Source organism: Nocardioides oceani (genome assembly GCF_030412965.1).
Taxonomy (GTDB): domain Bacteria; phylum Actinomycetota; class Actinomycetes; order Propionibacteriales; family Nocardioidaceae; genus Nocardioides; species Nocardioides oceani.
The window spans coordinates 36,071-52,316 of record NZ_JAUHJQ010000012.1; the positions used below are offsets into that span (position 1 = coordinate 36,071).

Here is a 16,246-nt window from a genome sequence, read left to right on the forward strand (position 1 = left end):
CCGGCCCCGGGCTGGCACAGGCCCGGCTACCGGGGGATGACGGAGAACAGGAACTTCCTCCGCACCATCAACCAGATCGCCAGCATGACGACGGTGTGCACGAGCGTGCCCTGCCAGACGCTGCCCCGGTCGAGGCCGGGGATGTTGCCGACGGCCAGCGCGAAGAACACGTGGACGATGAAGACGTAGAGGCTCGCGGCGCCGAGCGGGATCCACAGCCAGCCGACCACCTTGTCGATCGGCTTCCAGCAGGTCGTCAGCACCGCGTGGGCCACCACGACCATGAGCGCGAGGTCGACCAGGCGTCCGGGCTGCAGGAAGATCCGCGTGTAGGCGTGGTCGTAGAGCCACCCGTAGGAGCCGTCGGGGAACGGTGTCGCGGCGAGCCCGAAGCGGTGCCCGGCCCACAGCCACACCAGCGCGGCGGCGTACCCCACGACGAGCACGCCGCAGCCGACCTTGCCCGGCCGGGTGGTCAGCGCGCGGGTGATCTGTCGCCGGTAGTGGCCCACGACGAGACCGTGGGCGAACGGCAGCTGCCAGGTCAGCAGCGGGAAGACGTCCTCGAACTGCGAGGGGAACCAGTGCGGCTCCTCGATCGCGCCGTAGACGAACGCCGCCCAGGACAGCGCCAGCAGCACCCACCACAGGCCGCGCCGGACCAGCCACATCATCGCGGGGAGCAGCAGGCTCAGCACGACGAAGAGCCCCATGATGTTGAAGACCCACGGCCCCATCTCCAGCAGCAGGAGCTGCTTGACGGCGTACCACGGCGGTGGGTAGTCGAAGAGCCGCGCGGCGTTGGCGTAGAGGTCGTAGACCTGCCCCTGGACGGCCGTGCCGTCCTCGCCGGTGCCGCGGTCGGTGAAGGTCGTGATGTCCGTGGCGTCCACGAACGGCAGCAGCCCGAGCAGGTAGACGACGAGCACGACGACCAGGGCGACGAGGTACTGCTTGCGGGCGCGCTTGAGCATCGTCACCGCGGTCGCCCACTCGCCGAACCGGCGCACCGTCGGCGCGTAGATCATGCCGAGCACGATCCCCGACAGGAGCACGAACATCTCCGCGCCGGTGATCGCGCCGATCGCGTTGAGGCTGACGTAGGAGTACGGGCTGGCGACCTCGATGTGGGTGAAGACGACGGTGAGGATGATCCAGCCGCGGAACAGGTCGAGCCGCCGGTCGCGGGGGTCGTGCTCGTCGGGGTAGCGCCACGACGGCACGTAGCGGCCGACGAGGCCGGCCACGAGGAAGGCGACGGCGAGCAGCGCCGCGCAGAAGACGATCCAGCCCATCTCCTCGCCGACGTCGTCGGCGTCGACCTGGCGGCCCTGGGCGGTCGCGGCGTTGCCCGCGTCCTGGTCGAGCACCCGGGTGACCGGTCCGGTGTCGACCCCGGAGCCGGCGAGGTCCCGCCGCAGCGCCGCGGAGAGCCGGTCGGTGCGCGTCCCGCGCCAGTCGACCACGCGCTCGTCGACCTCCGCCTCGGGTCGCCGCTGCTCCAACCAGGAGATGCCGGCGATCAACGGGTGGTCCTCGACGGCGGCGAAGACCTGCCGCCACCAGGTCCGCTTGATCTCCAGCTCGGGGTCGCCGTCGCCGTCGGGCTCCCACAGGGCCGCGGTCTCCACGAGGAAGGGCTTGTCGTGACGCGCGGCGAACCGGTCGTAGAACGGCCGGCCCCCGGTCCCTCGCGCGTAGCCGAAGCGCTCCTCCAGCCGCTCGACGAAGGCGCCGGGCGCCGGGGCGACGTCGACCTCGAAGCCCTCGCTGGACTCCAGGTCCCCGGTCTCGCCGCCCTCGACGGGGTCGAGGTCGTTGTCGACGCGGCCGCGGTCGACGCCGAAGTGGTAGAGCGTCAGGCCGACCCAGTCGACGGCATCAGCGCCGGGCCAGTACGGCGCGTAGGGGTCGTCGCGCCCGTCGAGCCGCTCGTTGCCGTCGGTGTCCAGCGCCCGCACGTCCGCGACCCGGTCCGGGTCCACGTCGCCGTACGCCGCCCCGAAGGGGTAGCCCGCGCCGTACACCGGCGACCACACCATCGCCGCGTGGTCGGTCGCGTCGTGGACGGCGTCGGCGACGGTGCGGAACGCCTCGACGTACGCCTCGGGCTGCTGGCCCCACTGGTACCAGGTGCCGTTCATCTCGGGCGCGAAGCGGACGAGGAAGAACGTGTCGAGCTCGCGGTGCAGCCCGGCGAGCTCGTCGGCGAGGTCGGCGGCGTGGTCGGCGGTGAGGTCGCCGAGCGGCGCCAGCGGCTCGAGGGTCACCGTGGCGACGGCGCCCTGGGCGGCGGCCTGCTCGACGAACTGCCGCAGGTAGGTCCGGTCGTCCTCCGACAGCGGGTAGTTGACCCGCTGGGAGTACAACGCCGGGGTGGTCCCGAGCCGGTCGGCGTAGTCGGCGGCGAGGTCCTCGGTCCAGTCCAGGCCGGGGCCGAACCAGGGGCTCCCGGTCCGCGGCTGCGGCACCGGGTCGGGGGAGGGATCGCCCTCGGCGGCGGTCGCCGGCGCGGCCAGCAGGAACGGCGCCAGGAACGGCGCGAGGACGGCGAGCAGGAGCAGCAGCGTCCGCGGGCGCCCCGCCGAGCGTCGCCCGGGGACGGTCAGGAGTGGCGCAGGCACACCAGTCTCCACAGGTTGCGCCCGTCCTCTCGTCGGTACTCCAGCTCGTCGACGGTCGCCAGGGTCAGGGCGAGGCCGCGCCCGGACTCGGCGTCCTCGCCCGGCATGCTCACCCGGCTCAGGTCCAGCTCGGCCCGGACGCCGTCGTCGTGCAGGACCGCCACCAGCCGGTCGACCTCGACGGCCAGGTCGAGCTCCACGCCCCGCGCACCGTGGGCGTCGTCGTGCTCCTCGCCGTACGCGTGCTCGACGATGTTGGCGAGCACCTCGACGACCGCGAGCTCGAACCGCATCCGGTCCAGGTCTCCGACCTGCGGCGTCTCGGCCCACAGCAGCTCGAGCTCGTGGTGGGCCAGGTCGACGGTGTCGGGCACGGCCGGCGCCGACAGGTGGCGGTGCGCCGTGCCGGGAGGGCGCTCCTCAGTCATCGAACGCGGTGTCCACGTCGTCGCGGGGGCGCAGGACCTTGTCCATGTTGGTGAGCTGGAAGACGGTGAGCACCGTCGCGGTGGGCCGGGCGATCCGCAGGTCGCCGCCGGCCTGGCGGGCCGACTTGAGCCCGGCGATGATCGCGCCGAGGCCCGAGGAGTCCAGGAACGTCGTCTCCGCCAGGTCGACCACCACCCGGGTGGCGCCGGAGGACACCAGCTCGCCGAGCAGCTCCTTGAGCTGCCGCGCCGACACCATGTTCAGCCGGCCCTTGGGCACGACCACGCCGATCCCGCCCTCACGGCGGTCGACCTCGATCTCGATCATGACGATGCTCCTCCTCGAGCGACTTCGGGGACGTCGGCCGCATCTCCGAACCCGCGGTAGCGGACGGCCTGGATGATCACGGAGAAGATGACCAGGTCGAAGACGACCCAGACGATGTTGAAGACGGTGCCGAGCCAGGTGGCCTGGCCGACGGCGAGGCGTACGACGCCGATGACCGCGCCCGCGGCGAGCAGGCCCATCGCCCACAGCTGCGGCCGGACCAGGTCCCACCGCAGGCTCTCGTCCGCGCGCTTGGTCTTCGGCGTGACCGCGAAGTCGAGGCTGCGGCCGAGGAACACGTTGCCGAACGCCGAGGTGAAGGACTTGATCCAGACCGGGAACAGCGCGAGGGAGTACTGCTGCCCGCGCCAGGTGGGTCTCCCAGCGGCCACGACGAAGAACAGCAGCTGGTTCACCACGAGGAACGGGACCAGCCGGATGAAGAACTCCGTGCTGATCGCCTGCACCGGCAGGACCCCGATGGTGAGGTACACGACCGGGGCGGCGATGTAGACGATCGCGGCGAAGCCGGAGAGGTAGCTCCACATCGTCGCGAAGTACATGAGCCGCTGGGCCCAGGAGAGCCGCTTCTGGGTGAGCGGGTTCTCCCGGAACAGCACCTGCACCGTGCCCTGCGCCCAGCGCAGCCGCTGGGTGAGCATCGTCTGCAGGTCCTCGGGCGCGAGACCGACCGCGAGCACCTCGTCGTGGTACGCCGTGCGCCAGCCCAGCCCGTGCAGGCGCATGCAGGTGGCCATGTCCTCGGTGACCGAGATGGTTGCCAGCGGCATGATCGGCTGCGCCTCGCCGCCCCGGTCGACGTCGACGGCGTTCACCAGCGCCTGGACCGTCTCGACCGCGCCGAGCGGCGACCAGTCGCGGTGGGCCATCTGGTCCAGCGCCTCGTCGCTGATGGTCGCGAGCGAGTCGCCGCCCTCGCCGCCGAGGACGCCGAGCTCGGCGACCACGGCGAGGTCGGCCTGCACGGCCTCGAGGTCGGCGCGGACCAGCTCGCGGCGGATGCCGGTGAGCCGCTGCTGGAAGCGGTAGGTGACGTCGAAGAGCGCCTCGCCCTCGGCGAGCTCCTTCCGGGCCCGCCCGATGTCGAGCAGGATCGCGTCGAGCGCGTCGCGCACGAGCGTCTCGTCGGGGGAGAGCTGCTTGCGCGCCTCGCGGATGACCTTCTTGGCCGTCCGCAGCGCCTTGTGGACGCCGATCTCGACCTCCGAGGCGTACCGCGAGACACCGAGCTGCATGAGCGCCTCGCGCCGGATGACGGCGTTGGAGCCGCAGAAGAACGCCGCGTTCCAGCCGTCCTTGCCCTGCTGGATCGGTCCGTAGAACAGCGGCGCCTGGCTGCCCAGCGGGTCGCTCTCGGGGACGTTGACGAACCACTGCGGGGTCTGCACGAGCGCCATCTGCTCGTCGGTGAAGTAGCCCAGGGTGCGGTCGAGGATCTCCGGCTTCGGGATCTGGTCGGCGTCGAGGATCAGCAGGAACTCGCCCTCGGTCGCGAGCAGGGCGTTGTTGAGGTTGCCCGCCTTGGCGTGCCGCGGCATGCCCACCCAGTCCGCGGAGCGGGTGATGATCCCGATCCCCTCGGCCTCCGCGGCGGCCCGCATCTCGGGGCGGTTGCCGTCGTCGAGGATCCAGGTCCGGTGGGGGTAGCGGATCTCCTTGGCGGCCCGGGCGGTGGTCATCACCAGCTCGATCGGCTCGTTGTACGTCGTGATGAAGACGTCCACCGTCCGGCCCTCGGGCGCCGGGGGCGGGTCGCCGCGCTCCTTGAGGCGCCACATCCCCAGGCCGAAGAGCAGGGAGTCGATGAGGCTGTAGGTCTCGGCGATGACCAGGGGCACCGCGATCCACCACGCCGGCCAGTTCACCGAGAACAGCCAGCGCCAGACGATGTAGTTGAGACCCAGGATCGTCGTGAGGAGGACGATCGTCCGGATCAGCAGGAGGCGTCGGGTCATGCGGAGTCCCGGAAGACCGCCACCACGGTCACGTCGTCCAGGGCGGTGCGGTGCAGGGCCAGGCGGCGGATCGAGCGCAGGAGCGAGACGCCGTCGGGCGCCGCGGAGACGAGGTCCGCGACGGGCGGGACCCAGTCGACCGGGTCGTCGAGCAGGTCGAGCAGGCCGTCGCTGAAGAGCACCAGCCGGTCCCCGGGTCCGATCTGCTCGCTGTGCTCGGTCCAGTGGTCGTCGGGGAGCACGCCGAAGGGCCGGTCGTCGCTGCCGAGCGCGACCGGCGTCCCGTCGGCGCGCACGAGCAGCGCGAGGCCGGCGCCCGCGTCGACGTACCGCAGGTAGCCGTCGTCGAGCTCGACCGCCGCCTCGAGCAGGGTCACGAACGTCTCGGACCGCTCCAGGTCCGGCAGCAGGCTGCGCGCGACCTGCGTGGCGGTGATCCCGAGGTCAACGCCGGCGGTGACGGCCGCGTGCGTCCCGCGGAGGGCCGCGCGGACGCCGGCTCCGACCAGGGCGGCGCCCGTGCCCTTGCCCATCACGTCGCCGAGGCCCAGGTGCAGGACGTCCTGGGCGACGCCGTAGTCGTAGAAGTCACCCCCGACCGCGAGCGCCGGGACGCACAGGCCGTCGACGGACCAGCCGTCCACCCGGATCGGGCGCGACGGGAGCAGGGAGGCCTGGACCCGCCCGGCCTGGGTCATCTCGGTGGTCGCGACCAGCTCCAGCTCGGCCCAGGCCGCGAGGTCCTCGAAGGTGGTCTGCTCGTCGGCGTCGAACGTGCGGGCCTCGCTGTCGTAGACGCAGAAGGTGCCGACGACGTTGCCGGTGTGGTCGCGCAGCGGGTGCCCGGCGTAGAACCGGATGCCCCCCTCGACCACGACGGGCAGGTGCTTGAAGCGGTCGTCGACGGTCGCGTCCGGGACGACGAGCGTGTCGCCGTCGCTGTGGGTGCGGTCGCAGAAGGTCTGGTCGCGAGGCAGCTCGGTGAGCTCGATCCCCGACACGCTCGGGAACCAGGCACGCTCGCCGTCGATGACGGTCACCGTCGAGATCGGCACGCCCAGCGCCGTGCGGGCCAGGCGCGTGATCCGGTCGAGCCGGTCGTGCGAGCGCGTCTCGTCGAGGGCCAGGCTCTCGACGGCGCGCTGGCGCCGCTCCTCCGTGGAGGTCCCCATGTCTGTGCTTCGCCCTTCACCTTCGTCGGACCAGGGCCCCCCAGCGTCCTGTGGCGACGCCCGTACCCCTGGCAGACCGCCCCGCAAACCCCGGGTGGACGCCCGGGACCGGCAAGGTACCCGACGAACCGGGTCGGGCTAGGGTCGTTCGCGTGGAGCGCAGTCATCAGGGTCAGCGGGCCGTGGTCGTGGATGACGACGAGGACATCCGGCTGCTCGTGCAGCACGTCCTCCAGCAGATCGGCCTGGAGGTGGTCACCGCCGCGACCGGCGAGGAGGGCGTCGAGGCCGTCCGCCGCACCGACCCGGACCTGGTCACGCTGGACCTCTCGCTGCCCGACGTCGACGGCGTCGAGGTCTGCCGCCGGCTGCGCGAGTTCAGCAACGCGTACGTCGTCATGGTGACCGGCCGCGTCGAGGAGTCCGACCGGCTCGTCGGCCTCGAGGTCGGCGCGGACGACTACCTCTCCAAGCCGTTCTCGCCCCGCGAGCTGCACGCCCGCGCCGCCGCGCTGCTGCGCCGCCCCCGCGCGCCCATGGCCGGCGGCGAGGCGCCGGCGGGCCCGTCGAACGCTGCTCCGGCCGCCGCCCCGCCGGTCGACGCCGGCGGCGGGCTGGTGCTCGTGCCGGTGGACCACGTCGCGCTCCTCGACGGCCTGCCGCTGCCGTTGACGCCCGCCGAGGTGTCCCTGCTGGCCGCCTTCGCCGCCCACCCCGGACGCACCTGGGAGCGCGGCGACCTGGTGCGCGAGGTCTGGGAGGGGGAGTTCATCGAGTCCGACTTCCTCGTCGACGTCCACGTCGCGTCGCTGCGCCGCAAGCTGCGCAAGGCGGGCCGCTCGGACCACGAGTGGATCCGCACCGTGGGCGGGGTCGGCTACGCCTTCCAGACGCCGGCCTGACGGGCGGCGCGACCGCCCGGGGGCTCCGGCTCAGTCCTGGGACCGGTCGCCGGCCCGCAGGTCGGCGGCCGCCTGCCGGCTGACGATGAGGCCCACCAGGCGGGCGACCACGAGCGCGACGTACAGCACGCCGGCGACCATCTCGACCATGACCAGCGACCGGGCGTGCGGCTCGACCGGCACGACGTCGGAGAGCCCGACGCTGGTGAGGACCGAGAACGACAGGTAGAGCAGCTCGAACCAGCTGCGGTCGTCCCCGGAGGTCGTGCCGATGAACGCGCCGTCGACGAGCACCTGGGTGGCGGCGTACAGGTAGGCGAACCCCCAGGCCACGACGGTGAACGCCGCGCCGGTGGCGTAGAGCTCGTCGGTGGTGACCCGGTCGTCGTGGAAGAGGTACCGGATCATCGCGTAGGAGACGTAGAAGTAGAACGGCGCGTGCAGCAGCGCGGAGACCAGGACGATCCAGTCGGTGTCGGGGGAGAGCGCCTCGAGCACGGTGAAGACGACGGCCGGGGCGCCGAGCAGCGCCGCGGACCAGCTCAGCGCGGGGGTGCGGCGCACCGCCCACACCGCGATCGTCACGACGGCGATCTGCGCGACGCCGATGAACGCGCGCCCGACGGCCGAGCCCTGCAGGAACGGGTAGGCGAGGACGGCGACCAGCTGGACGCCGAGCAGCACGGCCGAGGGGTGGCGCCCGAGGACCCCGTGGACGCGCTGGTGCTCCGCGGCGGTCACGGGCGGCGCCCCCGGCCGCGCAGCGCCTTGGCCTGGCGCCGCTGGAGCCGCTCGAGCTCGTTGGCCACGAGCTCCTCGCGCGCGACCAGCGTGCGGACCAGGTGGAAGCCGGTCGCCGCCATCACGATGAGCGGCCACGGGAAGGTGGGGTCGAAGGCGCCGTCGCCGAAGGAGGTGGCCAGCCACACCGCCCAGCAGATGAGCGTGGGACCGATGAACGCCAGCACCGCCGAGCGGCGGTCGGACTCCCACTCGCGCACGGCCATCCGGCGCAGGTCGTCCGGCCCCGCCTGCACGAGCGCGCCGTGCCGGCTCGGCGCGTCGGCGGTGGTGGGCACGAGGTCACCGATCAGCGGCGAGAGGTCCCCGAGCGTGCGCGCCTCGACCACGCCGGCGGAGCGCTCGTCGTGCTCCTCGCGGGTCAGCCGGCCGTCGGCGTACGCCTCGGCCAGCACGCTGCGCACGACCTCGCGGTCGTGGTCGGCCGCGCGCAGGGCGCGGTTGGCCTTGGTGCGCGGGTCGTGGGTGAACGACGCCCAGGTGGCGGCGGGGTCGGACGGGCTGGGCACGAGCGCATCCTAGGCGCGCCCGGCGCTCCGACGCGCCCAGCCGGCGGACGACCGTTGCTGTGAACGAGAACACGTTCTACTGCGTGGGCGCCGTCATCGATCTGGGGAGGTGGGGGATGGCGTTCTCTGCTGTGTCCGTCATCCGCGGACCCGGTGAGCTGACCGCGATGGTCGTCGACGTCACCAAGCGCGTCTTCACCACGCCGTTCCAGCTGCGCGAGTTCATCGAGCAGGCCTGGTTCATCACCAGCGTCACCCTGATGCCGACGATTCTCGTCTCGGTGCCCTTCGGCGCGGTCATCTCCCTGCAGGTCGGCAACCTCACCGGCCAGCTCGGCGCCCAGTCCTTCGCCGGCGCCTCCGCCGTCCTGGCGGTGGTCCGCGAGGCGGCGCCGATCGCGGCCGCGCTGATCATCGCCGGCGCCGCGGGCTCGGCGATCTGCTCCGACATGGGCGCCCGCAGGATCCGCGAGGAGATCGACGCGATGGAGGTGCTGGGCGTCGACCCGCTCGCCCGGCTCGTGGTGCCCCGCGTGATGGCCACGGTGTTCGTGGCGCTGATGATCAACGGCCTGGTGATCTCCGCCGGCATCGGCGGCGGCTACTTCTTCACCGTCATCATCCAGGACGGCTCGGCCGGTGCGTTCCTGTCCTCGTTCACCGCGCTCGCCAGCCTGCCCGACCTCTACATCTCGATGGTGAAGGCCGCCGTCTTCGGCTACCTCGCCGCGATCGTGGGGGCCTACAAGGGCCTCAATGCCGGCGGCGGGCCGAGCGGCGTGGGCCGCGCGGTCAACGAGTCGGTGATCGTCGCCTTCATGCTCCTGTTCTTCCTCAACGCGATCATCACGGCGATCTACTTCCAGGTCGTCCCCCAGCAGGGGCTCTGAGATGGCGGCGATCACGGACGTGGGGGCGAGCCTGCTCAAGGAGCGCCGCGCGCGCCTGGAGGAGTACGGCGACCAGCTGCTGTTCTACGTCAAGGCGCTGGCCTGGACGCCGCGCGCGATCCGCCGCTACCCGCGCGAGATCGCCAACACCCTCGCCGAGGTCTCCTTCGGCGTCGGCGGCCTCTCGGTCATCGCCGGCACCGTCGGCGTCATCGCGTTCCTGGCGTTCTTCGCCGGCACCGAGGTCGGCATCCAGGGCTACGCCTCGCTGAGCCAGCTGGGCGTCTCGAAGTTCACCGCCTTCATCTCCGCCTACTTCAACACCCGCGAGGTCGCGCCGCTGATCTCCGCGATCGCGCTGGCCGCCACGGTGGGCTGCGGCTACACCGCGCGGCTCGGCGCCATGCGGATCAGCGAGGAGATCGACGCGCTCGAGGTCATGGGGATCCCGTCGCTGCCGTTCCTGGTGACGACCCGCATGGTCGCGGCGTTCATCGCGGTCATCCCGTTGTACGTCGTGGCGCTGAGCGCCTCGTACCTCTCGCCGCGCCTGATCACCACGATGATCTACGGCCAGTCCGCCGGCACCTACGACCACTACTTCCTGCAGTTCCTGCCGCCGATCGACATGCTGTGGTCGTTCTTCAAGCTGATCTTCCTGGCGGTCGCGATCATCCTGATCCACTGCTACTACGGCTACACCGCCTCGGGCGGCCCGGCCGGCGTCGGCATGGCGGTCGGCAAGGCGATCCGCACGAGCATCGTGACCACCGTGGTCGCGGACTTCTTCCTCAGCTTCGCGATCTGGGGCTCCACCACGACCGTCCGGATCACGGGGTAGCGCGGCGTGCTGGTCAACGTCCACCACGGCACCCCCGCCGAGCACCGCAGGCTGCTCGTCTCCGGGGTCGTCTTCCTGACCGTCATCGGGCTGCTGCTGTGGCTCTCGGTGGCGATCTACAACAAGGAGTTCGAGCGCTCGACGACGGTCACGCTCGAGGCCGACCAGGCCGGCCTGCAGCTCGCGGTCAACGGCGACGTGCGCTTCCACGGCGTGCTGGTCGGCCGGGTGGACACCATCGGACAGGACGGCGAGCAGGCGGTCATCGACCTCGCGCTGCAGCCCGACGCCGCCCGCGACATCCCGCGCAACGTGCGCGTGGAGATCCTGCCGACGACGTTGTTCGGGCAGAAGTTCGTCTCCCTCGTCGAGCCCGAGGAGCCCTCCGCGGAGCCGGTCTCCGACGGCGACGTCGTGCCGGCCGACCGGGTCGAGACCAACGTCGAGCTGAGCCGGATCCTCGCGAACCTCTTCCCGCTGCTGCGCTCGGTGCGGCCCGCGCAGCTCAACAGCACCCTCTACGCGTTGGCCTCGGCGCTGGCCGGTCGCGGCGAGGACATCGGTGCGCTGCTCGAGGAGCTCGACGGCTACACCGGGCGCCTCGCCGACCGGCTGCCCACCCTCGAGCGCGACCTCGAGCTCATCGCCGACGTCTCCGCGACCTACGAGCAGGCCACCCCCGACGTGCTGCGGCTGCTGCGCAACGCCACGGTCTCCGCCCGCACGCTGGTCGACCAGGAGGCGCAGCTGTCGTCGTTCATCGGTGACGTGACCGGCATGGCGGAGACGACGACGCGCGTGCTGGCCGAGAACGAGGACGGCATCATCCGCCTCGGCGAGCTGTCCCGGCCGCTGCTGCGGCTGCTGGACACCTACGCGCCGCAGTACCCCTGCCTGCTCGAGGGCCTGGACTCCTACACCGCCAAGCTCGCCGAGATCTTCAAGAACGACCGGGTCAACCAGGTCCTCGAGCTCGGCTCGGTGCAGAAGCCGGCGTACGACGCCAACGACCGACCGGTCTACGGCGAGGTCGGCCACGGCCCGTGGTGCGCGGGCCTCCCGAGCCCCGACGGGCCCAACAGCACGCCGCTCCGCGACGGCAGCGACCAGGACGAGATCGTCGGGTCGACGCTGCCGTTCCGGTCCGTCGACCCGGCGTCGTACCGCAACCCCACCAAGGGGTACGCCGGCACGGTGCCCGAGCAGCGGCTCGTCAACGTCCTGCTGGCCTCCGAGGCGGGGCTGTCCTACCGCGACCTCGGCTCGCTCTCGGCGCTCCTCTACGGACCGCAGCTGCGCGGGACGGTGGTGCAGCGATGAGCAGCCGCAACACCACGACGATCGTCGCGGGCGTCAAGCTCGGCATCTTCACCGTGGTCTCGATCCTCGTGACCGGCCTGCTCGCGGTGATCATGGGCAACATCGGCTTCGGCGACAAGCGCACCGTGCACGCCGAGTTCACCAGCGCGAGCATGCTGCAGGAGGGCGACGACGTCCGGATCGCCGGCATCCCGGTCGGCGAGGTCACCTCCATCGAGCTGCACCAGCGCAGCCGCGCGAAGGTGAGCTTCACCGTCGCCGCCGACGTGCCGCTGACGACCAACAGCCGCGCGGAGATCCGCTACCTCAACGTCGTCGGCGACCGGTACCTCGCGCTCGAGGAAGGCCCCGAGGGCGGCAAGCGGCTCGGTGACGACGCCACGATGCCGGTCACCAGGACCGAGCCCGCGCTCGACCTCACCGCGCTCTACAACGGCTTCCAGCCGCTGTTCTCCGCGCTCGACCCCGAGGCCGTCAACGAGCTGTCGCAGAACATCATCGACGTGCTGCAGGGCGAGTCCGGCACCGTCCAGAGCCTGCTGGCCCGGACCGCGTCGCTCACCACCACGCTCGCGGACCGCGACGAGCTGATCGGCGAGGTGATCACCAACCTCGACCGGCTGCTCGGCACCGTCGACCGCCGCCGCACCCAGCTCTCCGAGCTCGTCCTCGGGCTCGAGGAGTGGATGGGCAACCTGGCCGAGGACCGTGACGTCATCGGCACCTCGGTGCAGAACCTCTCCGAGCTCACCGACACCGTCGCGGACCTGCTCACCCGGGCCCGGCCGCTGCTCGCCGAGGACGTGCGCGGGCTGCGCACGCTGATGAGGACGCTGGCCAAGCAGGAGAACCTCGACGTCCTGACCGGGCTGCTCGAGCGCCTGCCCGAGGCGATGACCGACCAGACCCGGATCGGCACCTACGGCTCCTGGTACAACTACTACCTCTGCGACTTCGAGGGCAGCATCAAGCTCCCCAAGATCCTCGGCATCGACCTCGGCTGGCTCGAGGACGCGCTCAACGACCTGTCCTTCCACAGCACCGCTCCGAGGTGCCAGTGATGACACCGGCGACGGGAGGGCGCTGAGATGGGCGCCCGCGGACGGAGCGACCGCCAGGTCCTGCGCTTCGGCGTGGTGGCCCTGGTGGTGCTGCTCGTGGTGATGGCGGCGGCGTTCAACCTGCAGAAGTTCCCCGGCTTCCGGGGGATCGGCTACCGGGCCGAGCTGACCGACGCGAGCGGGCTGCGTCCCGGCCACATGGTGCAGATCGCCGGCAAGCGGGTCGGCCGCGTCAACGGCATGACGGTCGAGGACGGCCTGGTGGTCGTCGACTTCGAGCTCGACGCCGGCACCGAGCTCGGCCCGGACAGCCGGGCCTCGGTCGAGGTGCTCAACCTGCTGGGCGAGAAGTACCTCGAGGTGGTCCCGAGCGACGAGGGCCAGCTCGAGGAGGGCGCGACGATCCCGGTGGAGAACACCCGCTCGGCGTACGACATCGTCGACGTCCTCGGCGACCTCACCACCACCACCGAGGCGATCGACGACGAGCAGCTGACCGAGGCGCTCGACGTCATCTCCGAGACCCTCGACGGAGCCGCGCCGGAGATCCAGGAGAGCTTCACCGGTCTCTCGCGGCTCTCCCGCACCATCGCCACCCGCGACGAGGACCTCGCGGGGCTGCTCGACCGAGCCGAGTCGGTCACCGGCCTGCTCGCCGACCGCCGCGGCGACCTCGTGGACCTGATGGCCAGCAGCAGCCAGGTCTTCGACGAGCTCGACCGGCGCGAGGAGGCCATCCACCGGCTGCTGGTCAACGCCCGCACGCTCGCGGTCGAGCTGGAGGGCCTCGCCGAGGACAACGAGGACGACATCGGCCCCGCGCTGCGCGACCTGCGCACCGTGACGACGATGCTGCGCGACCGGCGCGAGGAGCTGCGCAAGACCGCGAACGCCGTCGGGCCCTACGCCGACATCCTCGGCCACATCGTCGGCACCGGACCGTGGTTCGACGCCTACCTCGTCAACCTGCTCGGCCTCGCCGGCGAGTTCGTCCCCGGACGGAGGAACTGACCGTGCCCCGCTTCTCGTTCAAGGCCGCCGGCGCGCTGGTCGCCGCCCTGCTGCTCGTCGGTGCCGTGCTCGTCCTCGTCGACGGGGGCGGTGGCCAGAAGAAGGTGACCGCCCACTTCGAGCGGGCCGTCAGCGTCTACGTCGGCACCGAGGTCCGCATCCTCGGGGTGCCCGTCGGCGAGGTGACCGCCGTGGTCCCGGAGGGGAAGTCGGTGCGCGTCGACATGGTGTACGACGACACCTACGACGTGCCCGCCGACGCCCGGGCCGTCATCGTCACCCCGACGCTGGTGGCGGACCGGTTCATCCAGCTCACCCCCGTGCACACCGAGGGCCCGGTCATGGCCGACGGCGCCGACATCCCGCTCGCGGAGACCGCGAGCCCGGTCGAGCTGGACCGGATCTACGAGAGCCTCTCCACCCTCGCCAACGCGCTCGGACCGGAGGGCGCCAACCGCAACGGCTCGCTCGACACGCTGCTGGCCTCCGGCGCCGAGGCGCTCGGCGGGCAGGGCCGCACCGCGAACCAGCTGATCCGCGACCTGTCGGCGGCCGCGACCACCTTCGGCGACAACAGCGGGGACCTGTTCGGCACGGTCCGGCAGCTCGACGCCTTCACCCGGACCCTGGCCCGCAACGACGGGCTCGTGGACGAGTTCATGGGCGACCTGGCGCGGGCCACCGACCAGCTCTCCGGCGAGCGGCAGGAGCTCGCGCGGGCGCTGGAGGCGCTCGCCGGCGCCGTCGGCACCGTCGAGGCCTTCGTCAAGGACAACCGCAAGGCGTTGGTCGGCGAGGTCGAGGACCTCACCGACGTCCTGGACGTGCTCGTGGCCGAGCGGGAGTCGCTGACCACCGCCATCGAGAAGGGCCCGCTCGGCCTGGGCAACCTCGCGCTGGGCTTCGACACCAAGACCGGCTCGCAGAACGCCCGGATCCAGGTCGGCCCCAACGTCGAGGACCTCGACGGGTTCCTCTGCGCGGTCGTCACCAACGCCGGCGTCCCGGCCGCGGGCACCGTGTGCAAGCTGCTGAAGTCGCTGCTCGAGCCGCTCGGGCTCGCGCTCCCGCGGGGCCCGGCACGCGCCGACGCCCCCGACACACGGGTGCCCGGCGAGGCCGTCCCGGCCAGGGACCTGCGCGAGCTGCTCGGAGGTGGTCCCCGATGACCCGCACCCGCACCCGCACGCGCACCCGGGCCAGCAGGGGCGTGGTCGGCCTGGTCGCGCTCGCGGTCGCCGTCCCGCTGCTCGGTGCGTGCGACTTCGACGGCGCCTACGACCTGCCGCTCCCGGGCAGCCCGGTCAGCGGCGAGGAGACGTTCACGGTGACCGCGGAGTTCGGCGACGTGCTCAACGTCGTGCCGCGCTCGCCGGTGATGGTGAGCGACGTCGTGGTCGGCGAGGTGGACGAGGTCGAGCGCGACGGGTGGAACGCCGTCGTACGTCTCAAGATCCGCAGCGACATCGAGCTGCCCGACAACGCCGTGGCCGAGATCCGCCAGACCAGCCTGCTGGGGGAGAAGTACGTCGCGCTCGAGGAGCCCACCGGTCGCGCCCGGGGCCGGCTCGAGGACGGCGACCGCCTCGACCTCGCCGACACCGGCCGGAACCCGGAGGTCGAGGAGGTCCTCGGTGCGCTGTCGTTCCTGCTCAGCGGCGGCGGCGTCGGCCAGATCAAGCAGATCAGCGACGAGGTCAACGACATGCTCTCCGGGCGCACCGATGACGTCCGCTCGCTCTTCGGCCAGCTCGAGCAGCTCGTCGGCGGCCTCGACGAGCAGAAGGACGACATCATCTCCGCGATGGAGTCGCTCGACCGGCTGGCCACGACGCTCAACCGCGAGTCCGAGACGATCACCGACGCGATCGAGGCGACCGGGCCCGCGCTGGAGGTGCTCAACCAGCAGCACGAGCAGCTCGTCTCGATGCTCCGCCAGCTCGACGAGCTCGGCGAGGTCGGCACCCGCGTCATCAACGGCACCAAGGAGAACCTCCTGGCCGACCTCGACCACCTGCGGCCGATCCTGCGCCGGCTCAACGAGACCGGCGACTCGCTGCCGCGCGGCCTCTCGCTGCTGATCAGCTTCCCGTTCCCCGAGCAGGCCAGCGAGATCGTCAAGGGCGACTACGCCAACGCCAAGTTCGCCCTCGACGTCTCCCTCGAGGGCCTCACCCAGCTCATCGAGCAGCCCGGGAACGGCCCGACCATCCCGCTCCCGGACATCCCCGGCCTGCCGGACCTGCCCGACATCCCGCTGCCCGACATCCCGGGCCTGCCCACGCTCCCGGGCCTGGGCCGGGCCGGCACGGACGGCTACACGCGCGACGCGTCGGTGGGCACCGGCGGCGGCCTGCTCGCAGGAGGACTGGGCTGATGGGGA

Annotated in this window: 15 protein-coding genes; 8 read left to right on the plus strand and 7 right to left on the minus strand. The window is 71.9% G+C overall.

Features of this window, described 5'->3' with window-relative positions; genetic code table 11:
- Positions 1 to 26: 26 nt before the first annotated feature.
- The 5 genes from opgC to QWY28_RS20325 are packed head-to-tail and all read right to left on the minus strand — an operon-like array spanning position 27 to position 6,528.
- On the minus strand, positions 27 to 2,624 hold the full coding sequence (gene opgC / locus QWY28_RS20305; RefSeq protein ID WP_300954557.1) for an OpgC domain-containing protein: 2,598 nt from the start codon (positions 2,622 to 2,624) through the stop codon (positions 27 to 29).
- Positions 2,606 to 3,052 (minus strand): ATP-binding protein, encoded by a 447-nt coding sequence (locus QWY28_RS20310; protein WP_300954560.1) that lies wholly within the window; start codon positions 3,050 to 3,052, stop codon positions 2,606 to 2,608. Before QWY28_RS20310 ends, opgC begins: the two co-directional genes overlap by 19 nt.
- A complete protein-coding gene (locus tag QWY28_RS20315) occupies positions 3,045 to 3,380 on the minus strand; it encodes an STAS domain-containing protein (RefSeq protein WP_300954563.1) in 336 nt (111 codons plus the stop codon). The genes QWY28_RS20310 and QWY28_RS20315 overlap by 8 nt, the downstream gene beginning before the upstream one ends.
- Positions 3,377 to 5,356: a glycosyltransferase gene (locus QWY28_RS20320; RefSeq protein ID WP_300954565.1), complete on the minus strand. Its 1,980-nt coding sequence runs from the start codon at positions 5,354 to 5,356 to the stop codon at positions 3,377 to 3,379. Before QWY28_RS20320 ends, QWY28_RS20315 begins: the two co-directional genes overlap by 4 nt.
- Entirely contained in the window at positions 5,353 to 6,528 is a 1,176-nt protein-coding gene (locus QWY28_RS20325) for a PP2C family protein-serine/threonine phosphatase (protein ID WP_300954567.1), read from the minus strand. The genes QWY28_RS20320 and QWY28_RS20325 overlap by 4 nt, the downstream gene beginning before the upstream one ends.
- A gap of 152 nt (positions 6,529 to 6,680) precedes the next feature.
- On the opposite strand from QWY28_RS20325, the gene QWY28_RS20330 reads away from it, so the two are divergent.
- On the plus strand, positions 6,681 to 7,430 hold the full coding sequence (locus QWY28_RS20330; protein ID WP_300954570.1) for a response regulator transcription factor: 750 nt from the start codon (positions 6,681 to 6,683) through the stop codon (positions 7,428 to 7,430).
- 30 nt (positions 7,431 to 7,460) lie between these two features.
- Here QWY28_RS20330 and QWY28_RS20335 read toward each other — a convergent pair whose 3' ends face one another.
- Together QWY28_RS20335 and QWY28_RS20340 are read right to left on the minus strand one after the other, a co-directional pair.
- The gene (locus tag QWY28_RS20335) at positions 7,461 to 8,171 is read right to left on the minus strand and encodes an ion channel (RefSeq protein WP_300954574.1); all 711 of its coding nucleotides are present in this window, start codon (positions 8,169 to 8,171) and stop codon (positions 7,461 to 7,463) included.
- On the minus strand, positions 8,168 to 8,740 hold the full coding sequence (locus QWY28_RS20340) for a DUF1707 SHOCT-like domain-containing protein (RefSeq protein WP_300954576.1): 573 nt from the start codon (positions 8,738 to 8,740) through the stop codon (positions 8,168 to 8,170). The genes QWY28_RS20335 and QWY28_RS20340 overlap by 4 nt, the downstream gene beginning before the upstream one ends.
- 116 nt (positions 8,741 to 8,856) lie before the next feature.
- On the opposite strand from QWY28_RS20340, the gene QWY28_RS20345 reads away from it, so the two are divergent.
- The 7 genes from QWY28_RS20345 to QWY28_RS20375 are packed head-to-tail and all read left to right on the plus strand — an operon-like array spanning position 8,857 to position 16,240.
- On the plus strand, positions 8,857 to 9,630 hold the full coding sequence (locus QWY28_RS20345; protein WP_300954628.1) for an MlaE family ABC transporter permease: 774 nt from the start codon (positions 8,857 to 8,859) through the stop codon (positions 9,628 to 9,630).
- 1 nt (position 9,631) lies between these two features.
- Positions 9,632 to 10,471, plus strand: a complete 840-nt coding sequence (locus QWY28_RS20350) for an MlaE family ABC transporter permease (protein ID WP_300954578.1) — start codon at positions 9,632 to 9,634, stop codon at positions 10,469 to 10,471.
- A 6-nt stretch (positions 10,472 to 10,477) separates the two neighbouring features.
- Positions 10,478 to 11,791, plus strand: coding sequence for an MCE family protein (locus QWY28_RS20355; protein ID WP_300954579.1), 1,314 nt, complete (start codon positions 10,478 to 10,480; stop codon positions 11,789 to 11,791).
- Complete coding sequence (locus QWY28_RS20360; protein ID WP_300954581.1) at positions 11,788 to 12,852, plus strand: MCE family protein; 1,065 nt, start codon at positions 11,788 to 11,790, stop codon at positions 12,850 to 12,852. Before QWY28_RS20355 ends, QWY28_RS20360 begins: the two co-directional genes overlap by 4 nt.
- Before the next feature lie 27 nt (positions 12,853 to 12,879).
- Positions 12,880 to 13,863 carry an MCE family protein gene (locus tag QWY28_RS20365; RefSeq protein ID WP_300954582.1) on the plus strand — a complete coding sequence of 328 codons (984 nt, stop codon included), beginning with the start codon at positions 12,880 to 12,882 and terminating at the stop codon, positions 13,861 to 13,863.
- Positions 13,864 to 13,865: 2 nt separating this feature from the next.
- Entirely contained in the window at positions 13,866 to 15,032 is a 1,167-nt protein-coding gene (locus QWY28_RS20370) for an MCE family protein (protein ID WP_300954583.1), read from the plus strand.
- On the plus strand, positions 15,029 to 16,240 hold the full coding sequence (locus QWY28_RS20375) for an MCE family protein (RefSeq protein ID WP_300954585.1): 1,212 nt from the start codon (positions 15,029 to 15,031) through the stop codon (positions 16,238 to 16,240). Before QWY28_RS20370 ends, QWY28_RS20375 begins: the two co-directional genes overlap by 4 nt.
- The last annotated feature ends 6 nt before the right edge of the window (positions 16,241 to 16,246 follow it).

What these genes read in the sequence shown, in the direction of transcription:
- QWY28_RS20310 (WP_300954560.1), bottom strand. Translation starts at nt 3,052, where the DNA reads ATGACTGAGGAGCGCCCTCCCGGCACGGCGCACCGCCACCTGTCGGCG.
- QWY28_RS20315 (WP_300954563.1), bottom strand. Translation starts at nt 3,380, where the DNA reads ATGATCGAGATCGAGGTCGACCGCCGTGAGGGCGGGATCGGCGTGGTC.
- QWY28_RS20320 (WP_300954565.1), bottom strand. Translation starts at nt 5,356, where the DNA reads ATGACCCGACGCCTCCTGCTGATCCGGACGATCGTCCTCCTCACGACG.
- QWY28_RS20325 (WP_300954567.1), bottom strand. Translation starts at nt 6,528, where the DNA reads ATGGGGACCTCCACGGAGGAGCGGCGCCAGCGCGCCGTCGAGAGCCTG.
- QWY28_RS20345 (WP_300954628.1), top strand. Translation starts at nt 8,857, where the DNA reads ATGGCGTTCTCTGCTGTGTCCGTCATCCGCGGACCCGGTGAGCTGACC.
- QWY28_RS20350 (WP_300954578.1), top strand. Translation starts at nt 9,632, where the DNA reads ATGGCGGCGATCACGGACGTGGGGGCGAGCCTGCTCAAGGAGCGCCGC.
- QWY28_RS20360 (WP_300954581.1), top strand. Translation starts at nt 11,788, where the DNA reads ATGAGCAGCCGCAACACCACGACGATCGTCGCGGGCGTCAAGCTCGGC.
- QWY28_RS20365 (WP_300954582.1), top strand. Translation starts at nt 12,880, where the DNA reads ATGGGCGCCCGCGGACGGAGCGACCGCCAGGTCCTGCGCTTCGGCGTG.
- QWY28_RS20375 (WP_300954585.1), top strand. Translation starts at nt 15,029, where the DNA reads ATGACCCGCACCCGCACCCGCACGCGCACCCGGGCCAGCAGGGGCGTG.